Here is a 24,327-nt window from a genome sequence, read left to right as displayed (position 1 = left end):
CGGCGCAGAGGTAGGTATGGGTTCATCGCATAAAAATAATGAATCTTATTTTAAGGGCCTCATCACCATGATGGAGCACCTGAGCGAGCCCTGGGGCATCAAAGACCAGCTGTCCCGCCACCTTTATATGAATCGCGCCGCTTATCTCTATACCAATACGCCGCTGAATTTCGACGTCGCCGGCAAATATGACCACGAATTCCCCGCCGACTGGGCCGACTCCGCCGCCGACTTTATCGAACATGACAAGATGACCGAAGCGGCGCGCGATCGGGTCACGGTCATAGAAACGCACTACTGGTACGGCAAAGACAGCCTGACGCCGTTTATCAGCGAAAAGCTGCCGGTGTACAACGATGACAAACAGGTGATTGGCGTGATCTGGAACGCCAAGCCGATGAACAGCCTGTCGCCGCTGAAATACATCAATCAGCAAAAGCCCAGCGTGTTGACCACCGAAGTCAATAACGAGCTGTTCACCCGTGCCGAACTCGATGTCATTTTTCTTATGCTTCAGCGATTTACGGTGAAAGAGATCGCCAAAATCTATAACGTCAGCAATAAGACCATCGAAAACCGCATTTATAACATTTACCAGAAGGCCAACGTGCATACTCAGCAGCAATTTGAGGAGTACTGCAAATACGCCAACCTGGATAACTACATTCCCGATCGCCTGATAACCAAAGGCATTCAGTTTATTTGAACCGCAAGGAAGATCTCACCGTGATAAAGATCGAAGATTATCCGCTCACCCGGGTGCCGCAGGATAAAAGAGTTTCGTTTTTAAGCGTGGCCATCGTGCATATGGGCATGTTGACCGCGCTGGACCAGTTCATGCTCGGCGCCGTACTCGGCAACTCCATGACGCTGATTGACGCCTTCACCGCCATTTTCGTCGGCAGCCTGATCTTCGGCGTGGTGACCTACGGCCTGGGGCTGGCGGGCATGCGCGAAGGGATTTCCGGCAGCCTGCTGGCGCGCTGGTGCGGCTTCGGCCGTCTGGGGTCGGTGCTGATCGGCGTGGTGGTGGCCGTCAGCCTGTTGGGTTGGTTCGGCATTCAGAACGCCATTTTCGCCAAGTCGCTCGACTTCGCGCTCGGCAATAAGCTGGGCTTCGGCCTGGCCGCCGGGCTCTCGGGCACGCTGCTGACCATCCTGGTGGCATTCGGCTTCAAAGCGCTGCGCATCGCCGCCCGTATCGCGGTGCCGATGTTCATCATGCTGGTGGCCTATATATCGGTGACCGCACTGACCGGGCATAACCTGCAGGAGATCATCCAGCTGGCGCCGCCGGGTGAACCGCTGACCATCAGCGCCGGCATCACCATCGTCGTCGGCGGCGCCATCGTGGCCAGCCTGATGACGCCCGACCTGACCCGTTACTCCAAAAACGGCAAGCACGTGCTCGGCGTCACGATCTTCACCATCATCGCCGGCGAGTTCGTGGTGAACGGTCTGGCAATCCTGATCGCCAAAACCCTGGGCACCGCCGATGTGGTCACCATCATGTCGCAAGCAGCCGGCGGCGCCGGTTTGCTGGTCGTGGTGTTCTCCACCCTGCGCGTCAACGATCTCAACCTGTATTCCTCTTCGCTGGGCATCGTCAACGCGGTGGAAGGCATCACCGGCAAAAAGCTGAAGTACACCTACACCACCCTGGCGATCGGGATTCTGGGCACCACGCTGTCGGTGCTGGGCATTCTGGACCGCTTTGTCGACTTCCTGACGGTGCTTGGCGTAGTCTTCCCGCCGATTATCGGCATCATGCTGGTGGACTATTATCTGCTGCGCAGCCACCGCAAAATCCTGGACGAGAGCCGCCGCACGGGCCAGCTGCCAAACGAGACGCCAACCATCGGCTGGGCGGCGATCGTCGCCAGCATCGCCGGTGGCGCCGTGGGTCTGGCGACCGAATGGGGCGTACCGACCATCAACTCTCTGGTGGCCGCCAGCCTGCTGTATTGGGTGCTCAAACTGGCCTTCAGCCGGGCGCAAAAACCGCTGGCCTCACAGAAGTCGCTCTGATTTTCGCCCATGAGTTAATGCACTCCTCCGGTGACGGGGGAGTGTTTATGCTCAGGAAAGGTGGGCGTAACGGAAAAGAATGGGCCGATCGCGCGGACAAACGGCCATGATGGTTAGGGTCCCTGGTGTCGGTAGCAAGCTATCTATTAGGCTCAGAGTGTGGCAGCGCCCCCTCTGAGTTTTTTATTATAAAATCGTTGGCTTCAGTGTTTTGATCATAAAGAAAAACTTCAGCTTGAATGAACAGTAGCTCATGAAATCGGCTTTGGTCAACATAAAAGTACACATAAAATTGGCTTTTGTGTTCACTTTTCCATAAGCAAAAGCTAATCAATTGATTTACACAGTTTTATCATCTTTGCAGGTCACCCCGATCGCCTGCGCTAATATCACTGCGCTAAACGGCTGACAAGAAACAATAATTACCACCAATAATCAGCCTGTTACCTCCCCCTCAGCGCCTTTTTATCTGGACAACGCCGACGCGTAAGATATAGTGAAGCCAGCGTAATGTTTGTAAGGACAGCCGATGAAAACCACCAACGCACAGCGCAAAATCAACATCATTAAAAATATTGAATATCTGATGCGTACCCGCGGTGAAACCAAGGCTTCCTTTTCCAACCGCAGCGGCCTGACGCGCACGACTCTCTACAAAATTCTTGACGGAAGAGTGAACAACGTTCAGCAATCCACCGTGAATCGGATTTCCGATTTCTTCGGGGTCTCCTGTGAAGAGATCGAAGACTACGATCTGGAAAAACTGGAGCTGCTCAACGAAACGCTGTCCACCGAGGGCAACAAGAACCCTTCCGCCATCCCGGTGATCCCGCAGTCGCGCTATCTGGCCGTCTCGCAGCGCAAGATCGGGCAGCTGGTCACCGAGTTTCCTCTGACTTATTTCTTCGGCGATGAGTCGAACATGTTGGCAATGAAAATAGAGACCGAAATTAAAGGGTCATTTATTCCCGGCGAAGTCATCATCATCAAACGCCCGCCGGTACTGATTTGCGATTCACCTTTGCTGTATCACTCGGGAAAAAGCGGCTTCTTTGTGGTTGACGACAAAGACAGCGAAAGCATGGACAAACGCCCTCAGGACACCGTGCAATTCCTGGGTTATATCGTTGGAGAAAGGTTATAAATGGAACCGAATCAGAAGTTCAAGCTGTTGGGCTTCACCCGACATGGCACCATCGCGGCCAATGTCATGGTATTGGCCACCGGCAAAACCATTACCATGGGGCTGAATGAGCTGGCCGACAGCGAAATATCAGAAGATCTGAGCCGGCACGAGCTGCAGGCGCTGTACCGCAAACTCTATGGCGACAACAAACAAAAAACCGCCTACGAGCTCAGCGATCGCCACGAACGCTCCTGGTACGCCTACCTGATTATTACCGTGGCGCTCAGCGTGATTTATATTTTCTCAACGCTGTGCGGCGTCAAGCCGATCCAAATCCCGGTGCTGAATCTCATCACGCCCCCGGCGATCTTCATCTACCCGCTCACGTTCATTCTGGTGGACATCCTCAACGAATTCTATGGATTACGGCTGGCCCGGCGCACGATTATCATCTCGTTTATCGCCAACCTGACCTTCGTCCTGGGGGTCTGGGTAACGACGCTGGTGCCGAGCATTCCGCAGTGGGAGTACAGCGAGACCTACAACGGCATCGTGCACAGCATCATGGCGGTGCTGGTCGCCTCGTCGGCGGCCTATCTGATCTCCGAGAACGTCAACTCCTACCTGCTTTGCAAAATCAAAGAGTTGACCAACTCCCGCTACCTGTTTGTGCGCGTGATCACCAGTACCGTTGTGGCTTCGGCCATCGACAGCGTGGTGTTCTGTACGCTGGCGTTCTACAACGTGCTGAGCTGGGACATCATCAAAACCATGATCCTGTCGCAGTTCCTGATCAAGGTGGTTTACGCCCTGCTGGGCGTCGGGCCAATCTACGCCACCCGCAGTCTGTTTAACCGCTACATCAATACCGAACAAGCAAAGGGCAATGAATATGCATATCCAAAAGCAAGATAAGATCACCCATCTTGGCGCGAACTCCGATTATCCGGATCAATATGCTCCCGCATTGCTCGAAGCCTTGCCGCGTGCGCGCGGCCGCGATCTGATCGGCGTGGACGAGCGGCAGCTGCCGTTCAGCGGCTTTGATCTGTGGACCGCCTTCGAGCTGTCCTGGCTCAACGCCAAGGGCAAGCCGGTGGTGGGCATCGGCGAATTTACCTTCCCGCATTCCTCGTCGAACCTGATCGAGTCCAAATCGTTCAAGCTGTATCTCAACAGCTTCAACCAAACGCGCTTTGACAGCGTGGAACAGGTGAGCGCCGCCATGCAGAAAGATCTGTCGCAGGCGGCCAACGGCCAGGTCACCGTCAAGCTCTATCCGGGGCTGGAAGGTTACCCGGCGCAGATCGACCGCCTGCCGGGCATCAACATCGACGATCTGGATATCGCGGTCGACGACTTCGCCTTCAAACCGGAATATCTGAGCGGCGCGGCCGAGAGAGGGGAACCGGTGTCGGAGACGCTGTCTTCCAACCTGCTGAAATCCAACTGCCTGGTCACCAACCAGCCGGACTGGGGCAGCGTCGTGATCCGCTATGAAGGCCGCAAAATCGACCGCGAAAGCCTGCTGCGCTACCTGATCTCTTTCCGCCAGCACAACGAATTCCACGAGCAGTGCGTCGAGCGTATTTTCAACGACATCAAGCAGAGCTGCCGTCCGGAAAAACTCAGCGTATTCGCGCGCTACACCCGCCGCGGCGGCCTGGATATCAACCCCTTCCGCAGCGATTTCGAAACGGCGCCGGCGCTCGGCCGCCTGATCAGACAGTAAGCGTTATCCCCGCAGTGCTCCCGCCAGGGAGCATTGTTTCCCTCGCTTTCATCTCCCTGTTATTTTTCGCCATTATCGTCGTCAGCGGCTATCTTCAAAGCACACTGACGGAGATTAACGACGCATGCCTGACCTTTCACGCAGAGACATCCTGCGGGCTGCCGCCATCGGATCGGCGTTCTCGCTGTTGCCCGCCTCGATTCGCAAAGCGCTGGCCATTCCCGCCAACAACCGCACCGGCACCCTGCGCGACGTCGAACACGTGGTGATCCTGATGCAGGAGAACCGCTCTTTCGACCACTACTTCGGCACCCTGCCGGGCGTGCGCGGCTTCAGCGATCGTTTTACCATTCCATTGCCCGGCGATCGCCATGTCTGGCAACAGCAGGGCGCCGAGCGGTTGGTACTGCCCTACCACCTGGACAGCAAACGCGGCAACGCCCAGCGCGTCACCGGCACGCCGCATTCGTGGGTGGATGAGCAAGCCGCCTGGGATCACGGCCGCATGAGCGCCTGGCCCACCTACAAAACGCCGGCTTCAATGGGCTACTACCGCCAGCATGAGCTGCCGTTCCAGTTCGCGCTGGCCAACGCCTTTACCCTGTGCGACGCCTATCACTGCGCTATTCACGCCGGCACCAACACCAACCGGCTGTTCCACTGGACCGGAACCAACGGCCCGTCCGCCGCCGACGTGGCGGTGGTGGTCAACGAATGGGACAGCCCCGGCCCGGCGGAGATCGGCTACCAGTGGACAACCTATCCGGAACGGCTGGAGGCGAGCGGCGTCAGCTGGAAGGTGTATCAATTCCTGCCGGACAACTTTACCGACAACCCGTTGGCGGGCTTCCGCCAGTACCGCGCCGCCAGCATTCAGGTGGGCAATCCGGCGCGGCCGCCGAAAGACTTCAACGCCTTCGTGCCCTATCGCGATGCGCTCAACGAGGCCGCACCGCTGTACAAAGGCAACGGCAACACCCTGCCGGCCGCCGACGGCAACGATCTGGACGCCATGCTGGCCGGGTTCCGCGCCGACATACAGCAGGGCAAACTGCCGCAGGTCAGCTGGATCATCGCGCCGGCGGCCTATTCGGAACACCCCGATCCCTCCAGCCCGGTGCAGGGCGGCTGGTTCACCCAAGAGATCCTCAACGCGCTGACCGACAACCCGGAGGTGTGGAGTAAAACCGTCCTGCTGGTCAACTACGACGAAAACGACGGCTTTTTTGACCATATGCCTTCGCCTTCCGCGCCGTCGCTGCGCGAGGACGGCAGCTTCGCCGGTAAATCGACGGTGCCGTTCGACACCGAGATCTTCCAGCACGTGGCGCCGCCCGGTTCGCAGGATCAACCGCCGCCGGACGGCCGCATTTACGGCCCCGGCCCGCGGGTGCCGATGCTGGTGCTGTCGCCCTGGAGCCGCGGCGGCTGGGTCAATTCGCAGGTCTTCGATCACACCTCGGTGCTGCAATTCCTGGAAAAGCGCTTTCAGGTGCATGAACCCAACATCAGCGCCTGGCGCCGCGCCGTGTGCGGCGATCTCACCTCGGCGTTCAACTTCGTCGACCCTAACGGCGAAGCGCTGCCGAGCCTGCCCGCCACCAGCCGCCACGCCGCCGATGGCCTGCGCCAGCGCCAGGAACAGCTGCCGCAGGTACCGCTGCCATCGCCTGTCCACCAGCGTTTGCCCCACCAACGCCGCCTGGCGCGCCCTTCCCGCGCGCTGCCCTACCAGCTGCACGTCGAGGCCACCGTCGCGGCCGAACAGCGCCGCGTGACGCTGAACCTGTTCAATACCGGCGAGCAGGGCGCGGTGTTTCACGTCTACGATCGGCGAGATCTAGCGCAGATCCCGCGCCGTTTTACCGTCGAGGCGGGCAAGGCGATCAGCGACGACTGGCAGACGGAGGATGGGTACCATCTGTGGCTGCTCGGCCCCAACGGCTTTCATCGTGAACTGCGCGGCGCCCTGAACCGGCCGCAGCCGGAGGTGCGTTTGCGCCCGACGGGCCGCAGCCTGCAGCTGCAGCTGAACAATCCGGGCACCGAAGCGATAGCGGTTACCCTCGAACGCTGCCCCTATACGCAGCAGGGCCCGTGGCACATCACGCTGCCGGCAGGCGGCAGCCACCAGCAAAGCTTTGATGCCCACGCCAGCGGCGGTTGGTATGACCTTACGCTGCAAAGCCCGGGAGGTTGGCTACGCCGCCTGGCGGGCCGGTTGGAGGATGGCGAGCACAGCGTCAGCGACCCGCTGATGGGCCAGGAGTAACCGCTCGGCATCAAGGGAGTTCAAAAAGCGAAAGGATATCGCTTATCATTGCGTTCTCGTTCTTCGCCGATTACCCAAGGATCTTCATGCCCGCTGTTCTTATCGCTAAAGCCGGCCGCTGGTTGGCCGCCTGTGTGTTGCTGTTGGCTGGCGCCGCTCAAGCCGCGCCGATCGTCGTCACCGATGTCGCCGGCCGCCAGGTCACCCTGCCGCAACCGGCCAAACGCGTTATTCTGGCCGACGCTCGCGCGCTGCTGGCGCTGAATATTCTGCACCCGCAGCAGCCGCTGAAAAACATCATCGCCTGGGACAACTCGCTGAAGGTCAAAGCACCGGACCTGGTTGAAGCCTATGCGAAAAAATTTCCGCAGGTCATGCAAATCCCTACCTTCGACAATCCCTATACCAGTGATTTCAGCGTGGAAAGCGCGGTGGTGCGCCAACCGGATCTGATCATTTTCGACATCGGCCTGCTGAGCAAATTGAAAGACAGCGGCGTACTGACCCAGCTGGAAAAAGTTGGCATCCCGGTGGTGATCATCGATTTTCGCCAGCAGCCGCTGACCAATACCGTCGCCAGCATGACGCTGTTGGGTAAAGTGTTTGACGAGCAGCCCAACGCCGACGCCTTTATCCGTCTCTATCAGCAGCGCCTCGAACTGGTGCGGCAGCGGGTCGCTACGCTGAAGCCGGAGCAACGCCCCAGCGTCTTTATCGAGCGCAGCGCCGGCATCAAAGGCGAACAGTGCTGCAACACCTTCGGCAAAGGCAGCTTCGGGCAGTTCATCGATACCGCCGGCGGCAACAATATCGGCAGTAAGCTGTTTTCAGACATGGGCGGTGAAGTGAATGTCGAGCAGGTGATTAGCAGCAACCCGGATTTCTATCTGCTGACCGGCGCCGACTGGAGTCGCGGGCATCGTGGCACGCTGGCGGTGCCGCTGGGTTACACCACCGATATGGCCACCAGCCAAAAGAAACTGGCGCATCTGCTGGATCGCACCGGCATTAACGTGCTGAAAGTGGTGAAAGAAAAACGCGTGATGGCGATTTACCATCAATTTTACGACACGCCACTCAACTTTATCGCCGTCGAGGCGATTGCCAAATTCCTGCACCCGGCGCTGTTTAAAGATATTGATCCGCAAGCGGATATCGAAATGGTGCACCAGAAATTCACCGCGCTGGATTACAGCGGCGTCTTCTGGCTTACGCCACAATAACCCCCGCCAGGGCCCGCCAGCCGGGCCCTGTTTCCCGCATTCATTATTTAGTTACCCGCTTAACTATCCCGTAACAATTCTATTTACTTGCCAATAATTATCATTAAGATTGTCTTTTCTAAAAAAACACATCCGGGTCTGAAACTCTTAAGGCATTATTATGTCACCTCTTTTTCGGCTTTCACTGCTGACGGCTTCCATCGCCGTCGCGTTCCCTGTCCTTGCTACTGATAATTCATCTCAAAACGATACCGACACCGTGACCGTCGTCGGCAACTGGCTGGACAACCCTGATACCAGTTCGGTGCTGCTCAACCATCCGGGCGCGCGTTCCATCGTCACCCAGCAGCAGATGCACGAGCAAGGCGACCAGACCATCGCCGATAGCCTGCGCGGCGTGCCCGGCGTGCAGGTGCGCGACAGCAACGGCACCGGCGGCAGCGACATCTCGCTCAACGTCGGTGTGCGCGGCCTGACTTCGCGTCTTTCTCCACGCTCCACCATTCTGATGGACGGCGTCCCGCTGGCGGTCGCGCCTTACGGCCAGCCGCAGCTGTCGATGGCTCCGTTGTCTATCGGTAATCTGCAATCGGTGGACGTGGTGCGCGGCGGCGGCGCAGTCCGCTACGGGCCGCAGAACGTCGGCGGCGTGATCAACTTCGTTACCCGAGACATTCCCAAAACGTTTGGCGGCACCGCCAGCGTTCAAACCCAGGGCGCCAGCCACGGCGGCCTGAAGACCCTAACCAGCGCCTCCGTGGGCGGCACCGCAGACAACGGCTTCGGCGCCGAGCTGCTCTACTCCGGCCTGCACGGCCAGGGTTACCGCGACAACAACGACAACACCGACATCGACGATTTCATGCTGAAAACGCGTTATGCGTTTACCGATCGCGACGAACTGTTGGCCAATTTCCACTACTACGACGCCAAAGCCGGCATGCCGGGCGGGCTGAGCACCGCGCAGTACGCGCAGAACCCGTTCCAGTCCACGCGGCCGTGGGACCAGTTCGAAGGCCGCCGCAAGGATATGTCGTTCAAGTACAAACATCAGGAAGACGACAAGCAGTTCGAGGTGTTGACCTACTTCACCGACAGCTACCGCGGCAGCAACATCGAATCGGAAGGCACCGGCAAAAACGCGGGCCAGCGGCGCATGGTCTCCTATCCGCGTCACTATTCAACCTGGGCTATCGAACCAAGCTATTCGCAGGTCTTCCGCTTCTGGGATATGGCGCACGAGATCACCCTCGGTTACCGTTACCTGAATGAAACCATGGATGAAAAGGCGTCGCGTTCGGCCTGGTATAATCCGGCGAATATCGACTCGACGCCGGATACCCCGGACTATTACCAGCACACCTCCGGCGGCACCGCAGCCAACGCGTTCTATATCGACGACACCATCAACGTCGGCAACTGGACGATCACACCGGGCCTGCGTTATGAAAGCATTCGCACCCACGTGGACGATTCGTTCAACAACATCAGCCGCGAGAAAAGCTACAGCGAACCGCTGCCGTCCTTGAACGTGATGTACCACCTGTCCGACGCCTGGAAACTGTTCGCCAACGCCAACACATCGTTCGGCAGCATGCAGTATTTCCAACTGACCAAAGGCGGCAACGGCAACCAACCTGCGCCGGGGCTGACGGCGGAAAAAGCTCACACCTATGAATTCGGCACCCGCTACGACGATACCGTGGTCAAAGCCGAAGCCACGCTGTTCTACATCGACTTCGATAACCAGCTGCAGTACATCAGCAACGACGTGGGCTGGACCAATATGGGCGCCACCAAGCATAAAGGCATCGAGCTGGCGCTCAGCTACGATCTCAGCGAGCTGAACCGGGCGCTCGACGGTGCCAGCGTCTACACCAGCTATACCTACACCAAAGCCAGCACCGACAAGGGCGACTTCGCCGGTAAAGATCTGCCGTTCTACTCGCGCCAGGTATATACCGTCGGCACTCGCTACGCCACCGGCAGCTGGGTATGGAATCTGGACGGTTACGCACAGTCCAAACAGCATTCGCCGGGCACCGGGCCGGAGTACGTCACGCAGGAAAGCGCCGATGGTCAGTTCGGCGATATCGCCGGTTACATGGTGTGGAATATGCGCGGGGAATATAATTTCGGGCCGCAGCTATCGAACCTGACGCTGGGCGCCGGGGTGAAAAACCTGTTCGACCAGCGCTACTTCACCCGCTCCAACGACAATAACTTCGGCAAGTACGTCGGCGAACCGCGCACTTTCTTCGTGCAGGGATCGATCGCTTTCTGACGCGCCAGCGCCCACCACAGGCGCTTCGCTCATCAAACCGCCCGACCGAATCGCGGGCGGTTTTCCCGCATCTTGCCCATCCTGTTTTTGATCTTCCTCACTGACCAAGCAACTTGGAGCATTATTTCATTGCCTTGCTAAACCGGTTCTTCTATTTTAGCCACCCATCTGACAAGGCTAATAACAGGGATTAAGCATGATGAATCGCGTATGGGTACTGGGCGACGCCGTGATCGACCTGGTGCCGGAAAATGCCAACGGTTATCTCAAATGCCCCGGCGGCGCGCCGGCTAACGTGGCGGTGGGGATCGCCCGGCTTGGTGGCGACAGCGCCTTTATCGGGCGGGTGGGGCAAGACGGCTTCGGTGCCTTTCTGCAGCAGGTGCTGAGCGATGAAGGGGTGGATATCGGCCATATGCGGCCAGACCCCGAACACCACACCTCCACGGTCGTGGTGGATCTCGATCTGCAGGGTGAGCGCTCATTCACGTTTATGGTGCAGCCCAGTGCCGATCTGTTTTTGCAGCCTGACGATCTGCCGGATTTCCAACGGGGGGAATGGCTGCACCTCTGCTCCATCGCGCTCTCGCAGGAACCCAGCCGCAGCGCGGCCTTTGCCGCGATGGAACGCATCCGGGCGGCCGGTGGCCGGGTCAGTTTCGATCCCAACATCCGCGAAGAGGTCTGGCGCCAGCCGGAAGCGCTGCGCCCCTGCCTGCAAAAGGCGCTGCTGCTGGCGGACGTGGTGAAACTGTCGCGCGAAGAGCTGGCTTTCATCAGCCATCTTGACGATCTGGAGAACGCCATTCGCTGGATGATGCAAACCTATCCGCTGCGCCTGCTGCTGGTGACGCTGGGCGGCGACGGCGTCTATGTGCATGACGGCCAACGGCTGCGTCATTTCCGCGCGGCGCCTGTCGTTCCGGTCGATACCACCGGCGCCGGCGATGCCTTCGTCGCCGGGCTGTTAGCGGCGCTGGCACGCCTTCACGAATTGCCGCAGGAAGCGCAGTGGCCGGCGGTTATCGCCCAGGCGCAGGCCTGCGGCGCGCTGGCCACCACCGCCAAAGGGGCCATGACCGCCCTGCCCCACGCCGACGAGCTGGCGGCTTTCCTCCGTTGATCCTCTGCATCCACGGCGATCCTCAGGTTCGCCGTGGTCTTTTGCCCACGATTTGCGCGCTCGATCACAATAGCTGAATCGGGTTAGCTAACTGAGTTGCCAGCTCGCCTCCCTCTCGTTATCTTTCGCCTTGAAAAACCGGTTTAGCAATTTAGCAAACAATAATAACAACCCTTACCCGGATGATAGACGATGATGAAAAAACTCAGCTATTTGGCGATAACAACAGGGCTTTTCCTCTCCGCTTCCAGCGCAGCGGCATCGGGCAGCGGCGGCATCGAGGCGCGCCTCAACGCCCTGGAACAACGTCTGGCGCAGGCGGAACGGCGCGCCGCACAGGCTGAAACCCGCGCGACGGCGGCGGAACGCCGGGCGCAACAGCTGGAACAGCGCACCGCCAACACCGAACGGCAAACCGCGCAGATTGCGCAGCATGCCGCTACGCCGATTGCCCCGACCGGCGCACTGAAACTGAACGGCTTCAACGATCTGAAGCTGTACGGCGACGTGGAGTTCAACCTGGACGGCGCCAGCCGCAGCGGCCAACTGACGTCGCTGAAAGGCAGCGACCACAAGGACTGGAAGCCCGGCAACAAAGAGCGTTGGGATATCAACGGCCGCATTCTGGTCGGGCTGGACGGCTACCGCCGCAATCAGGACGGCAACTTCTCCGGCTTCAGCGTGCAGCCGCTGGCGGACATGACCGGCAAAATGAACCTGGACGACGCCGCCTTCTTCTTCGGCAATGAAAAGAACTGGCAAACCAAAATCGGCCGCTTTGAAGCCTACGACATGTTCCCACTGAATCAGGACACCTTCATTCAATACTCCGGCAATACCGCCAACGATTTGTACGCCGACGGCTTCGGCTATATCTACATGATGAAAGAAGGCCGCGGCCGCAGCAGCAGCGGCGGCAACCTGATGTTGAGCAAATACGCCGGTGATGTCTATTTCGAGCTGAACACGCTGGTGGAGGACGGCACTTCGCTGTTCCAGGACAACAGCTACCACGGCAACGCCCTGGACAATAAGAAAAACGTCGCCTATTTGCGCCCGGTGATCGCCTGGAAAAAAGACGCCTTCAGCATCGCGGCAGCAATGGAAAGCAACGTGGTGAATAACGCCTACGGCTATCAGGACAGCCAGGGCCGCTTCGTCGATCAGTCCAAGCGCAACGGCTACGGCATGACGATGAGCTGGAACAACAGCGCCGCCGATCCGGACAACGGCGTGGTGGCCAACCTGAGTACCGCCTATCTGGATGCGTCAGGCGAGCAAGACTTCACCGCCGGCGTGAACGTGCTGTGGCGGCGCTTCGAACTGGGTTATATCTATGCCCATAACAATATCAAAGAGTTCAATACCGCCGGGATCGCCGCCGATATCCACAACCCGCTCAGCGAACCGGGCAACTACGACATCCACACCGTTCATGCGTCGTATCAGATACCTAACATTATGAATATGAAGAATTTCAATTTGTATTTGGGGGCCTATGTCTCGCTGCTGGAAGCCAACGCCGACAACAAGATAGCCAACGGCGACAACGACCAACGTTACGGCATGCGCGCCAGATTCAAGTATTTCTTCTGACATCGATTCACGTCGCTGCGCCGCAAACTGCGCAGCGGCATTTTTATTTAGCAAGGGGACAACATGGACATTACCGCAACCGCCAACGCGCTGTTGCCACTGCTCGGCGGTAAAGAGAATATCGCCAGCGCCGCCCACTGCGCCACGCGCCTGCGCCTGGTACTGGTGGACGACAGCAAAGTGGATAAAGAGGCCATCGGCAAACTGGACGGCGTCAAAGGCTGCTTCAGCAACGCCGGTCAGATCCAGGTGATCTTCGGCACCGGGCTGGTCAACAAGGTGCATGCGGAATTCATCAAGGCGGCGGGCGTCAGCGAATCCAGCAAGGCCGAAGCCGCCGATATTGCGGCGAAAAAGCTCAACCCGCTGCAGCGCATCGCCCGCCTGCTGTCGAACATCTTCGTGCCGATCATCCCGGCGATCGTCGCGTCCGGCCTGTTGATGGGGCTGCTCGGCATGGTGAAAACCTATGGCTGGGCCGATGCCAACAGCGCGCTGTTCATCATGCTGGATATGTTCAGCTCGGCGGCGTTCATTATCCTGCCGATTCTGATCGGCTTCACCGCCGCACGCGAATTCGGCGGCAACCCCTACCTGGGCGCCACGCTCGGCGGCATTCTGACGCATCCGGCGCTGACCAACGCCTGGGGCGTCGCCGGAGGGTTCCACACCATGAACTTCTTCGGTCTGGACATCGCCATGATCGGCTATCAGGGCACCGTGTTCCCGGTGCTGCTGACGGTGTGGTTCATGAGCGTGCTGGAAAAGCGGTTGCGCAAGGTGATCCCCAACGCGCTCGATCTGATCCTGACGCCGTTCCTGACGGTGGTCATCTCAGGTTTTGTCGCCCTGCTGTTTATCGGCCCCGCCGGCCGGGCGCTGGGCGACGGCATCTCCTTCGTGCTCAGCACGCTGATTGCCCATGCGGGGTGGTTCGCCGGGCTGCTGTTCGGCGGCCTCTATTCCGCTATCGTCATCACCGGCATTCACCACAGTTTCCATGCGGTAGAGGCCGGGCTGCTCGGCAACCCCAATATCGGCGTCAACTTCCTGCTGCCGATCTGGTCGATGGCCAACATCGCTCAGGGCGGCGCCTGCCTGGCGGTGTATTTCAAAACCCGCGACGCCAAAATCAAAGCCATCGCGGTGCCTTCGGCCTTTTCCGCCATGCTCGGCATCACCGAGGCGGCGCTGTTCGGTATCAACCTGCGCTTCGTGAAGCCTTTCCTGGCGGCGCTGGCGGGCGGCGCGCTCGGCGGCGCCTGGGTGGTGGCCAACCATGTCGGCATGAACGCGGTCGGACTGACGGCGATCCCCGGCATGGCGATCGTGCAGGCCAGTTCGCTGGTCAGCTATATCCTCGGCCTGGCAATCGCTTTTGGCAGCGCCTTCGTGCTCTCCCTGCTGCTGAAATACAACACGGACGCGCAATGATGGAAGAACTCAGCTTAATCAAACAGGCACTGCGGGCGGTCATGAACGGCCAGCCACTCGCGCTGCGCGATCCGCACCGCCCGGCCTGGCATCTGGCGCCCAGCGTTGGCTTGCTGAACGATCCCAACGGCTTTATCCAGCACAACGGCGTTTATCACCTGTTCTATCAGTGGAATCCGCTGGGCTGCGATCATCGCAACAAGTGCTGGGGACACTGGCAGTCGATCGATTTAGTGCATTGGGAACATCAGCCGCTCGCCCTGGCACCGGGCGCCTGTTACGACAGCCACGGCTGTTACTCCGGCTCGGCGGTGGTGGCGGAAGACAAAATCACGCTGATCTATACCGGCAACGTGAAATTCCCCGACGGCTCACGCACCGCTTACCAATGCCTGGCTCAGGCAAGCGATCGGGGCGAATACCGCAAACTCGGGCCGGTGCTGCCGCTGCCGGAGGGCTACAGCGGCCACGTACGCGACCCGAAAGTGTGGCGTCATCAGGATGCCTGGTACATGGTGCTCGGCGCGCGTGACTTGCAGGATCGCGGCAAGGTGTTGCTGCTGCGTTCCAGCGATCTGCGCGACTGGCAAGCGCTGGGAGAGATCGCCGGTTCCGGCCTGAACGGCCTGGGCGAATTCGGCTACATGTGGGAATGCCCGGATCTGTTCTCGCTGGACGGCGGCGACGTGTTGATCTGCTGCCCGCAGGGGCTGGCGCCGCAGCCGGAACGCTACCTCAACCGTTATCAGGCCGGCTATCTGCTCGGCAAACTGGATTATCGGCAGGCGGCCTTCAGCCACGACGAATTTCACGAGCTGGACGCCGGCTTCGAGTTCTACGCGCCCCAGACAACGCTGGCGGAAGATGGCCGCCGCCTGCTGTTCGCCTGGATGGGCGTGCCCGAGCAAGATGAAGAAGCCCATCCGACGCGCCGTTATGGCTGGATCCATACCATGACCTGCCCACGCGAGCTGTCGCTGCGGCATGGCCGCCTCCACCAGCGCCCGGCGCGCGAGTTGCAACAGCTGCGCGGCGAGCGAGAAGACTGGCGAGGCCGCGCCGATGACGCCCCCACCTATGCGCTGGGCGCCGCGGAGCTGCAGCTGACGCCGCAGGGTGCGTTCAGCGCCGCCTTTGGCGACGCGATGACACTGAGCTGGGACGGCGAGCGGCTGCAGCTGACGCGCACCTCTCTGGCCGACGGCCGGCCGGAGCACCGTTACTGGCGCGGCCCGGTCACGCATCTGCAGCTGCTGTTCGATCGCTCCAGCGTGGAAATCTTCATCAACCACGGCGAGGCGGTGATGAGCGCGCGCTACTTCCCGGCAGGTGAACCGCAACTGCGGCTGAACGGGAGCGCAGCGCTGGCGTTGGAATACTGGCCGCTGACGCCATGCATGCTAGAATGACGCATCCTCCGATGACTTCAGATGGCGTCAGTGAAAAAAAATAAACGCATTACCATCAGTGACATCGCCACGCTGGCCGGGGTGTCGAAATCGACCGCCAGCCTGGTGCTGAACGGCCGCAGCAAGGAATACCGGGTGTCCGACGACACCCGCGATCGCATTCTGGCGCTGGCGCACGAACACCATTATCAGCCCAGCATCCACGCCCGCTCTTTGCGCTCCAACCGCAGCCACACGCTGGGGCTGGTGGTACCGGAGATGACCAACTACGGCTTTGCGGTGATCTCGCGCGAGCTGGAAACGCTGTGCCGCGAAGCCGGTCTGCAGCTGTTGATCGCCTGCACCGATGAAAACCCGGCGCAGGAGATGATGGCGGTGAACAGTCTGGTGCAACGGCAGGTCGACGGCCTGATCGTCGCCTCCAGCCAGCTGAACGACGCGGAATACCAGAAGATCAACGTCGGGCTGCCGGTGGTGCAGATGGACCGCCTGATCGCCGGTTCCGAGCTGCCGCTGGTGATCACCGATTCGGTTAATGCGACCGCCGACCTGGTGGAAAAGGTCGCGCGCCAACATCCGGATGAGATCTATTTTCTCGGCGGGCAGCCGCGCATTTCACCGACCCGCGATCGGCTGGCCGGCTTCCAGCTTGGCCTGGAGCGCGCCGGCGTAACGTGCAAACCGGAATGGATCATCAACGGCAGCTACCACCCCAGCTCAGGTTACGAGATGTTCGCTCAGCTGTGCGCACAGCTGGGGCGTCCGCCCAAAGCGCTGTTCACCGCCGCCTGTGGCCTGCTGGAAGGGGTGTTGCGTTATCTGACGCAGCATCAGCTGATGGAGAGCGACATCCACCTGTGCAGCTTCGACGATCACTACCTGTTCGATTGCATGACGCTGAAGATAGACACGGTCGCGCAAGACTGCCGGGCGCTGGCGCAGCATAGCTTCGACCAGGTTACCGCGCTCATCGACGAGCGGCCGCTGGAACAGCATGCTCTTTATCTGCCGGGCCGCATCCACTGGCGTCATGCCGGTTCCCGGGCGTTGTTGGCCGGGGAGTGATATTTCTGAATCAATAAAAAAGGGCGCCTGAGCGCCCTTTATCGTTTTGCTGCCGCTACTTGGCGGCGCCTTCCATGCCCACCAGCCCCACTTTCAGGTAGCCGGCTTTACGCAGGGTGTCCATCACGCTCATCAGCGTTTCATAGTCCACGCTCTTGTCCGCCTGGAAGAAGATGGTGGTTTCTTTGTTCGCCTGAGTGCGTTGATCCAGCACCGAAGTCAGCTGATCGGCATTCACCGGCTGATCGCCAACGTAGAGCTGCTTGTCGGCCTTCACCGACAGGAACACCGGTTTTTCCGGCCGCGGCTGCGGTTTGGCGGAAGAAGCCGGTAGATCGACGCGAATATCTACCGTTGCCAACGGCGCGGCCACCATAAAGATGATCAACAGCACCAACATGACGTCGATAAACGGCGTCACGTTGATTTCATGCAGTTCGCCGCTGTCGTCCAGATCTTCATTTAAGCGCATCGCCATGACTCACCCCGCCCGCAGTTGGTGTGCGTGCTGTGAGCGCTTGGCTTCCGCCGTCGCGGCCAGATCCAGATCGCGGCCCTGCAGCAGCAAGACCTGCGCCGCCACATCGCCCACCTGGGCACGGTGGCCGCTGATGACGCGGGCGAAGATGTTGTAGATAACGACGGCTGGGATCGCCGCCACCAGGCCCATCGCAGTCGCCAGCAGCGCCTCTGCGATGCCCGGCGCCACGACCGCCAGGTTGGTGGTCTGCGAATGGGCGATGCCGATAAAGCTGTTCATGATGCCCCACACGGTACCGAACAGGCCGACGAACGGCGAGATGGCGCCGATGGTGGCCAGGAAGCCGTTGCCGCGGCCCATGTTGCGGCTGTAGGCCGCCACGCGGCGCTCGAGGCGGAAACCGGTGCGTTCCTTGATGCCATTGTTGTCGTTGGATTCCGCAGACAGCTCCAGCTCATTTTGCGCATCGTTCAGCAACACCGCGCTGACGCTTTCCGAGCCGAAGTTTTGCGCCAGCTCGGAGGCTTCATCCAACGAGCGCGCTTCGGCCAGCGCCAGCTGCTCGCGGCGCAGACGGCGCTTGGCGCGCAGCAGTTCGCTGCCTTTGGCGAACAGAATGGTCCAGGTCACGATCGAGGCCAGCACCAGGCCGATCATTACCGCTTTCACCACCGCGTCGGCGTGCTGGTACATGCCCCAAACGGACAGGTCCATGCCGCGGGTTTCCGGTGGCTGGATCGTTGGCGCCGGGTTCACCGGCGTGATGCTCTCCGGCGCGGCGGCTGCAGCAGGTGCAGGCGCGGTGGTCGGCGCAACGCTTTCGGTAACGGCCGGATTGGCCGCCGGCGCTGCCTGCACACTGCCGGCCAGCCCCACGACCAGCACCATAGAAGCCATCAGGCTGCGGCCGAAGGCCTTGCCCCACTGCGCCCGGCCCTGGCCGAACGATCCTTGATTTAAATTCTTGCCAGCCGTTTTCACGCTGTGCCTCCACCCATTACCGATCAAAATTAAGGAATAATTCAGCGTGCGATCATATCAAACCAACCGGGGATTGATAGTAGTTCTCATTATTATTTACCAAATAAACGAGAAAATTTTAGCCAGCCCCGCCGCAAAGCGCCAATCCGCGCCCGTTCACCGCCAAACGCCCCTTTTATGGGGTTATTTCGTTACTTTTCTCCCACAACGGCGCAACAACGCCGCGCTGCCGAACGGCGTCTTGACCGAGGAATGGGCTTCTCTCTCGCCCCCCGGCAGAAGGATGAGGCGAGAAAGGCGCGCCCGGCAGCCAATTATAGCCGTTTCTGTATCCGGAAGTTAAAACGTCTGGATGGCTATATTAACTCATGCTAACGTAAGGGCTATCGCAAACGGGCACGTGCAGAGCAACCAGAGGTGAGCCAGGTACCATGACGTCAAAACACATCGAAACCACGCTGATCGGCGCCGGCCGCGGCAAACGCTACACCCAGGGCTCCGTCAATCCCGTCACACAACGCGCCTCTTCTTTGGTTTTCGACTCCGTCGCCGCCAAAAAGCACGCCACTGCGCAGCGCGCCCACGGCGAGCTGTTTTACGGCCGACGCGGCACGCTGACCCACTTCGCCCTGCAGGATGCGATGGTGGAGCTGGAGGGCGGCGCCGGCTGCGTGCTGTACCCCTGCGGCGCAGCGGCGGTGGCCAATGCGATCCTGTCGTTCGTCGGCGCCGGCGATCACCTGCTGGTCACGGGTTCGGCGTACGAACCGACCCAGGATTTCTGCACCCATATCCTCGGCCGCATGAACGTCAGCACCACCTATTTCGATCCGCTGATCGGCGCCGACATCGCCACGCTGATCCAACCCAATACCCGCGTGGTGTTCCTGGAATCCCCCGGCTCCATCACCCTGGAAGTGCAGGACATTCCGGCGATGGTGCAGGCCATTCGCGCCGTGGCGCCGGAGGTGGTGATCATGATCGACAATACCTGGGCGGCGGGCGTGCTGTTCAAGGCGTTGGATTTCGACATCGACATTTCGATTCAGGCCGGCACCAAATACCTGATCGGCCATTCCGATTACATGCTCGGCACCGCCGTCGCCAACGCGCGCTGTTGGGATCGGCTGCGCGAGTACTCCTACCTGATGGGGCAAATGGTGGATGCCGACACCGCCTATATGGCGAGCCGCGGCCTGCGCACCCTGAGCGTGCGCCTGAAGCAGCACGAACGCAGCAGCATCGAAGTCGCCCACTGGCTGGCGGCACGGCCGGAAGTGGCGACGGTCAATCACCCAGCCCTGCCCAGCTGCAAGGGCCACGAGTTCTACCGCCGCGACTTCAGCGGCTGCAACGGGCTGTTCTCCTTCGTGCTGAAAGAGCGGTTGGACGATGCGCAGTTGGCCGCCTACCTGGACAACTTCAGCCACTTCAGCATGGCCTACTCCTGGGGCGGCTTCGAGTCGCTGATCCTGGCCAACCAGCCGGAAGAGCTGGAAGCGATCCGTCCGGCGGGCGGCGTCGATTTCTCCGGCACGCTGGTGCGCCTGCACATCGGCCTGGAGAACGTCGAAGACCTGATCGCCGATCTGGCGGCCGGTTTCGATCGCCTCAACGGCGTGCGCTAAGGCGGATTCCGCTAATTTTCTTCGTCTCGTTTAATGTCGGCTTAAGCTATTAGCGGTACACTATCCGGGTAACTGTCAGATACGGTAACCGCCGCACCCTGGAGAACGTGACCCCGGGCGCAACCGGCATGCAACAGGACATAAAATGGATGTATTACGAGAGATTATTCATGCGCTTTGGCAGCAGGACTTTATTGCCCTCGCCGATCCAAGCGTAATTTGGGTGGTTTACGCCGTACTTTTCACCACTCTGTTTTTGGAAAACGGACTGCTGCCCGCCTCCTTCCTCCCCGGCGACAGCCTGCTGCTGCTGTCGGGTGCGCTGATCGCCAAAGGCGTGATGGGCTTTGCCCCCACCCTGCTGATTTTGACCGCTGCCGCCGGCCTCGGCTGCTGGCTGAGCTATATCCAGGGCCGCTGGCTGGGCCACACCGGCCTGGTGAAGGGCTGGTTGCTGCAGCTGCCGGCGCAATATCACCAACGCGCGCATAACCTGTTCAACCGCCACGGGCTGACGGCGCTGCTGATCGGCCGCTTCCTCGGCTTCGTGCGCACGCTGCTGCCGACCATGGCCGGCATTTCCGGGCTCAACAGCTCACGCTTCCAGGTGTTCAACTGGCTGAGCGCGGCGATCTGGGTTTGTGCGCTGGTGGGCCTTGGCTACGCTTTCAGCCAAATTCCGCTGGTGAAGCGCTACGAAAGCCAGGTGATGACCGGCCTGATGCTGCTGCCGCTGCTGCTGCTGTTCGTCGGCCTGCTGGGCGCCATGCTGGTCATTTGGCGTAAAAAGCGCGCCTCCTCCTGAGCCCGGCGCGCTACAGCGCCTTCTCGACCAACGCCAGACTGGCGGGCAACTTGCTCACCAGCGTATCCACCGCCAGCCGCACCTTCAGCGGCAGGTGAGGCGTGTGCGGCCACACCGCATGCGCTTCAAAGGCGGCGCCCGGCCGGTCGCGCAGCAAGCGCACCAGCGCCCCGCTCAACAGCTGCTCACGCACCAGCCAGCACGGCAGCCAGGCAATGCCGAACCCCGCCGTCGCCGCATCCGCAATCGCCTGCAGATCATCCATTTGCAGCCGGTTAGTCGGCATCACTTCCTGCGGCTTGCCGTCGCTATCCAATACCAACCAGCTGCGCCGCGCACCGGCGCGCATATAGGTCACCGCCTCATGCTCCGCCAGCTGTTCGATGCTGTGCGGCTCGCCGCACCGCTGCAGATAGGCCGGCGAGGCGCACAGCGTCATGCGATGATCGCCGATGCGGCGCGCCACCAGCCCGCCGCTGTTGGCCAGCGTGCCGTTGCGGATCGCCATGTCGAAGCCGTCCTCAATCAGATCCACCACCCGATCGTTGAACGACAGCTCCAGCTCCAGGCCCGGGTGCTCGCGCGTCAGCTCGGTCAACAGCGGCGCAATGCACATGCGGCCAAACAGCACCGGCATCGATACCCGCAGCCGGCCGCTGACCTGTCGCTTGCCCGACTCCAGCAGCGTTTCCGCACCGCGGATCTCCTCCAGCGCTCGCAGGCAGCGCTCATAGAATAACGCGCCGTCGTCGGTCAGGCTCTGGCTGCGGGTAGTGCGATGAAACAGCCGCACGCCCAGCCGCTGTTCCAGCCGGGCGATGGTTTTCCCCACCGCCGAACGCGACAGGTGCAGCCGGCTGGCCGCCAACGCAAAACTGCCCGCCTCCACGGCGGTGACGAATACCGAAATGCCGCTCAATCGATCGCTCATGATTTGTCGCCCTGAAAGAAACAATCCTCGGAAATCTTATCGCCACTGGCGAACCTTCATCAACGATATTATCGACCAGTCGTTAATCGCTGACTTTGGAGAACATCATGACCGACACGATGCAACGCTGGACGATGGACGCCCTGGGGCGTGAACACCTGCGGTTGACCGCCGACGCGATCCCGCAGCCGGGGCCACACGAAATCAGAGTGAAAGTGAAAGCGGTCGCGCTCAACTACCGCGACAAACTGATGATTGAAAGCGGCATGGGGCTGACGCTGCCGCAGCCGTTCACCCCCGCCTCGGACATGGCCGGCGAGGTCGACGCTATCGGCCCCGGCGTCAGCCGTTTCCAACCCGGCGCCAGGGTCATCTCTACCTTCAGCCCCGGCTGGCTCGACGGCCGGCAAAAACCGTACGGCAATGCGCGCCAGGTGCCTTACCACACCCTCGGCGGTTTATATCAGGGCGTGCTGGCGGAATATGTGATTTTGCATGAGGACTGGCTGGTGGCGGCGCCGGCGTCGCTGGACGACGTGCAGGCCAGCACCCTGCCGTGCGCCGGGCTAACCGCCTGGTTCGCGCTGGTGGAGCAAGGCAAGCTGCATGCCGGCGAGACGGTGCTGGTGCAAGGCACCGGCGGGGTGGCGCTGTTCGCGCTGCAGATCGCCAAAGCGCACGGCGCCGAGGTATATGTGACTTCCGGCAGCGATGAAAAGCTGGCGCGTGCCCAGGCGCTGGGCGCCAGTCACGGCATCAACCGACTGAACGGCGATTGGGTGGAAGCAATTTATGCACTGACGCAGGATCGCGGCATCGACCATGTGATCGACACCGTCGGCGGCCCGAATCTGGGCAACTCGGTACGCGCCGTGGCGGTGGGCGGCCGCATCTCGGTGATCGGCGTGCTGGCGGGCGCCGAGATTTCCGCCCCCGCCGGCCTGCTGCTGCTGAAATCGGCGGAGATCCAGGGCATCGGCGTCGGCCACCGCCGCGCGCTGGAAGATCTGGTGCGCGCCGTGGACGCAGTCAACCTGCAGCCGGTGATCGACCAGGTCTACCGTTTCGATCAACTGCCGCAGGCGTTGGATCACCTCGATCGCGGGCCGTTCGGCAAGATCGTCCTGACCCCGTAAACGCGGTTCAGCCCTCCAGCAGCAGCGGGTTGGCGTCGCGCAGCCGGGCGATTTCATCGCTCGGCGTCATGCCGAACAGGCGCTTGAATTCACGGCTGAACTGCGACGCGCTCTCGTAGCCGACGCGGATCGCCGCCGTGCTGGCCTTCAGGCCGTCATGCACCATCAACAGGCGCGCCTTATGCAGCCGGTACGACTTCACGTATTGCAGCGGCGAGGTGTTGGTCACCGCCTTGAAGTTGTGGTGGAACGCCGAGACGCTCATGTTGACCTCGCTGGCCAACTGTTCGACGTTGAGGTTGTCGGCATATTGATTTTCTATGCGCCGCAGCGCCTTGGCGATCTGGCTGAAGTGGGTATGGCGGTTGACCAGCTCCTGCAGCGACGCGCCGCAGGTGCCGCGCAGCACGTAGTAGAGGATTTCGCGCACGATCTGCGGCCCCAGCACCCGGGCATCGAGCGGCTTGGCCATCACGTCCAGCAGGCGTTCGGTGGCGCACAGCAGCTCTTCCGTCAGCTCGGCCAGGTTCACCCCGTTGCTCTCCGCCCGCGGTTGCATCAGGTAGTCGTCGTCGCCGATGTCGATCAGCAAGTCCTGCAGCATTTGGGTATCGATATTGACCGCCAACCCAACCAGCGGCAGTTCCGGGCTGGCGAAGGTTTCGCACTCGAACGGCAGCGGCACCGTCATCAGCAGGTAGTTGCGCGGATCGTACTGGAACATCTTGTTGCCGCAATAGCCCACCTTATGCCCCTGAAAGACGATCACGATCCCCGGCTCGTACATCACCGGTTGGCGCGGGCTGTGGCGATCGACATACAGGATCTTTACCCGCGGCACCGGTGACGGCGTGTAGCCGTTGCCGGTGGCGATAGCCATCGCCTGGCGCGCCATGCGGCTGCGCTGCGCATCGATTTCAATCACGGAAACACCCTCTTACAGTCAGAACGATTCGGCATAAATAATAATTTAAAACTCGCCATTTCTACAACGACTTGTAGGAATAGGCAAGAACCAAACAGGAATGTGCATTGTGCGTTGCCGCCAGGTTCCTGACAATACGGGCCAGAAA

General features: G+C 60.5%; 20 protein-coding genes. 16 read left to right on the top strand and 4 right to left on the bottom strand.

Annotated features, from left to right (window positions below; translation table 11 throughout):
• Positions 1-16: 16 nt before the first annotated feature.
• The 13 genes from AC4PR2_RS08230 to AC4PR2_RS08170 all read left to right on the top strand — a co-directional run bounded on the left by AC4PR2_RS08230 (position 17) and on the right by AC4PR2_RS08170 (position 17,292).
• Positions 17-706: a helix-turn-helix transcriptional regulator gene (locus AC4PR2_RS08230; protein ID WP_033636032.1), complete on the top strand. Its 690-nt coding sequence runs from the start codon at positions 17-19 to the stop codon at positions 704-706.
• 20 nt (positions 707-726) lie between these two features.
• Positions 727-2,028 carry a cytosine permease gene (locus AC4PR2_RS08225; RefSeq protein WP_337046944.1) on the top strand — a complete coding sequence of 434 codons (1,302 nt, stop codon included), beginning with the start codon at positions 727-729 and terminating at the stop codon, positions 2,026-2,028.
• 529 nt (positions 2,029-2,557) lie between these two features.
• On the top strand, positions 2,558-3,172 hold the full coding sequence (locus AC4PR2_RS08220) for a helix-turn-helix domain-containing protein (protein WP_004937341.1): 615 nt from the start codon (positions 2,558-2,560) through the stop codon (positions 3,170-3,172).
• On the top strand, positions 3,173-4,069 hold the full coding sequence (locus tag AC4PR2_RS08215) for a queuosine precursor transporter (protein WP_019453032.1): 897 nt from the start codon (positions 3,173-3,175) through the stop codon (positions 4,067-4,069).
• A complete protein-coding gene (gene queF, locus AC4PR2_RS08210; protein WP_060441065.1) occupies positions 4,047-4,886 on the top strand; it encodes an NADPH-dependent 7-cyano-7-deazaguanine reductase QueF in 840 nt (279 codons plus the stop codon). The genes AC4PR2_RS08215 and queF overlap by 23 nt, the downstream gene beginning before the upstream one ends.
• A gap of 124 nt (positions 4,887-5,010) precedes the next feature.
• Positions 5,011-7,158, top strand: a complete 2,148-nt coding sequence (locus AC4PR2_RS08205) for a phosphocholine-specific phospholipase C (protein ID WP_197784779.1) — start codon at positions 5,011-5,013, stop codon at positions 7,156-7,158.
• Between the two features lie 86 nt (positions 7,159-7,244).
• Positions 7,245-8,381, top strand: a complete 1,137-nt coding sequence (locus AC4PR2_RS08200) for an ABC transporter substrate-binding protein (protein ID WP_197804297.1) — start codon at positions 7,245-7,247, stop codon at positions 8,379-8,381.
• Positions 8,382-8,541: 160 nt separating this feature from the next.
• A complete protein-coding gene (locus tag AC4PR2_RS08195) occupies positions 8,542-10,665 on the top strand; it encodes a TonB-dependent receptor family protein (protein ID WP_141960270.1) in 2,124 nt (707 codons plus the stop codon).
• A 196-nt stretch (positions 10,666-10,861) separates the two neighbouring features.
• A complete protein-coding gene (cscK, locus tag AC4PR2_RS08190; protein ID WP_100395901.1) occupies positions 10,862-11,788 on the top strand; it encodes a fructokinase in 927 nt (308 codons plus the stop codon).
• Positions 11,789-11,983: 195 nt separating this feature from the next.
• On the top strand, positions 11,984-13,384 hold the full coding sequence (locus tag AC4PR2_RS08185; RefSeq protein WP_197804298.1) for a carbohydrate porin: 1,401 nt from the start codon (positions 11,984-11,986) through the stop codon (positions 13,382-13,384).
• 63 nt (positions 13,385-13,447) lie between these two features.
• A complete protein-coding gene (locus tag AC4PR2_RS08180; RefSeq protein ID WP_060422588.1) occupies positions 13,448-14,818 on the top strand; it encodes a sucrose-specific PTS transporter subunit IIBC in 1,371 nt (456 codons plus the stop codon).
• Positions 14,818-16,227 (top strand): sucrose-6-phosphate hydrolase, encoded by a 1,410-nt coding sequence (locus AC4PR2_RS08175; RefSeq protein WP_197804299.1) that lies wholly within the window; start codon positions 14,818-14,820, stop codon positions 16,225-16,227. Before AC4PR2_RS08180 ends, AC4PR2_RS08175 begins: the two co-directional genes overlap by 1 nt.
• 21 nt (positions 16,228-16,248) lie before the next feature.
• Positions 16,249-17,292, top strand: a complete 1,044-nt coding sequence (locus AC4PR2_RS08170) for a LacI family DNA-binding transcriptional regulator (RefSeq protein ID WP_060422585.1) — start codon at positions 16,249-16,251, stop codon at positions 17,290-17,292.
• A gap of 55 nt (positions 17,293-17,347) precedes the next feature.
• Here the strand turns inward: AC4PR2_RS08170 and exbD are convergent, their stop codons facing one another.
• Both exbD and exbB read right to left on the bottom strand, forming a co-directional pair.
• Complete coding sequence (exbD, locus tag AC4PR2_RS08165) at positions 17,348-17,770, bottom strand: TonB system transport protein ExbD (RefSeq protein ID WP_004937307.1); 423 nt, start codon at positions 17,768-17,770, stop codon at positions 17,348-17,350.
• A gap of 3 nt (positions 17,771-17,773) precedes the next feature.
• A complete protein-coding gene (gene exbB / locus AC4PR2_RS08160) occupies positions 17,774-18,754 on the bottom strand; it encodes a tol-pal system-associated acyl-CoA thioesterase (protein WP_337046829.1) in 981 nt (326 codons plus the stop codon).
• Positions 18,755-19,185: 431 nt separating this feature from the next.
• Here exbB and metC point away from each other — a divergent pair, with 431 nt between their 5' ends.
• On the top strand, positions 19,186-20,382 hold the full coding sequence (gene metC, locus AC4PR2_RS08155; RefSeq protein WP_038879409.1) for a cystathionine beta-lyase: 1,197 nt from the start codon (positions 19,186-19,188) through the stop codon (positions 20,380-20,382).
• Positions 20,383-20,527: 145 nt separating this feature from the next.
• Positions 20,528-21,187: a DedA family protein gene (locus AC4PR2_RS08150; RefSeq protein ID WP_038879412.1), complete on the top strand. Its 660-nt coding sequence runs from the start codon at positions 20,528-20,530 to the stop codon at positions 21,185-21,187.
• 10 nt (positions 21,188-21,197) lie between these two features.
• Here AC4PR2_RS08150 and AC4PR2_RS08145 read toward each other — a convergent pair whose 3' ends face one another.
• Positions 21,198-22,118 (bottom strand): LysR family transcriptional regulator, encoded by a 921-nt coding sequence (locus tag AC4PR2_RS08145; RefSeq protein ID WP_084827526.1) that lies wholly within the window; start codon positions 22,116-22,118, stop codon positions 21,198-21,200.
• 107 nt (positions 22,119-22,225) lie between these two features.
• On the opposite strand from AC4PR2_RS08145, the gene AC4PR2_RS08140 reads away from it, so the two are divergent.
• The gene (locus tag AC4PR2_RS08140; protein ID WP_492175005.1) at positions 22,226-23,254 is read left to right on the top strand and encodes a zinc-dependent alcohol dehydrogenase family protein; all 1,029 of its coding nucleotides are present in this window, start codon (positions 22,226-22,228) and stop codon (positions 23,252-23,254) included.
• Between the two features lie 7 nt (positions 23,255-23,261).
• On the opposite strand, the gene AC4PR2_RS08135 is transcribed toward AC4PR2_RS08140, so the two are convergent.
• Positions 23,262-24,149: an AraC family transcriptional regulator gene (locus AC4PR2_RS08135; protein WP_194243114.1), complete on the bottom strand. Its 888-nt coding sequence runs from the start codon at positions 24,147-24,149 to the stop codon at positions 23,262-23,264.
• Between the last annotated feature and the right edge of the window lie 178 nt (positions 24,150-24,327).

It is taken from the genome of Serratia sp. A07, from assembly GCF_058725505.1.
This window is presented reverse-complemented; position numbering and strand designations above follow the sequence as displayed.